The 1,028-nt window shown below is 70.4% G+C and carries 1 protein-coding gene; it reads left to right on the top strand.

Translation table 11 applies throughout. The features are described from left to right. Positions 1 to 1,028 (top strand): acetyl-CoA C-acetyltransferase (locus HWY45_RS36245; RefSeq protein ID WP_150999515.1); only part of this gene is annotated, 1,028 nt, incomplete at both ends.

Raw genomic sequence — 1,028 nt, 5'->3', positions numbered from 1 at the left:
ATGACGGACGTAGTGATCGTATCGGCCGCGCGGACCGCGGTCGGCAAATTCGGCGGCGCTCTCGCGAAGATCGCGGCGCCGGAGCTGGGCGCAACGGTGATCCGCGCGGTGCTGGAGCGCGGCGGCGTGAAGCCGGAGCAGATCAGCGAAGTGATCCTGGGCCAGGTGCTGGCGGCGGGCTCGGGCCAGAACCCGGCGCGCCAGTCGCTGATCAAGGCGGGGCTGCCGAGCGCGGTGCCGGGGATGACGATCAACAAGGTGTGCGGCTCGGGCCTGAAGGCGGTGATGCTGGCGGCGAACGCGATCATTGCCGGCGACGCGGACATCGTGATCGCGGGCGGCCAGGAGAACATGAGCGCGGCGCCGCACGTGCTGCCGGGCTCGCGCGACGGGTTCCGGATGGGCGACGCGAAGCTGGTCGACACGATGATCGTCGACGGCTTGTGGGACGTCTACAACCAGTACCACATGGGCATCACGGCGGAGAACGTCGCGAAGGAATACGGGATCACGCGCGAAGAGCAGGATGCGTTCGCGGCGCTGTCGCAGAACAAGGCGGAAGCGGCGCAGAAGGCCGGGCGCTTCGACGACGAGATCGTGCCGGTGGCGATTCCGCAGCGCAAGGGCGAGCCGCTGCCGTTCGCGACGGACGAGTTCGTGCGCCACGGCGTGACGGCGGAGTCGCTGGCGGGGCTGAAGCCGGCGTTCGCGAAGGACGGCACGGTGACGGCGGCGAGCGCGTCGGGGATCAACGACGGCGCGGCGGCGGTGCTGGTGATGTCGGCGAAGAAGGCGGAAGCGCTGGGCCTGAAGCCGCTCGCGCGGATCAAGGCGTACGCGAACGCGGGCGTGGATCCGAGCGTGATGGGGATGGGCCCGGTGCCGGCGTCGCGGCGGTGCCTGGAGCGCGCGGGCTGGACGCCGGGCGACCTGGACCTGATGGAGATCAACGAGGCGTTCGCGGCGCAGGCGCTGGCGGTGCACAAGCAGATGGGCTGGGACACGTCGAAGGTGAACGTGAACGGCGG

Origin of the sequence: Burkholderia stagnalis (assembly GCF_902830275.1) — a bacterium.
GTDB lineage: Bacteria > Pseudomonadota > Gammaproteobacteria > Burkholderiales > Burkholderiaceae > Burkholderia > Burkholderia stagnalis.
Note: the sequence above shows the minus strand (reverse complement) of the source record. Positions and strands in the feature narration are given on the sequence as shown.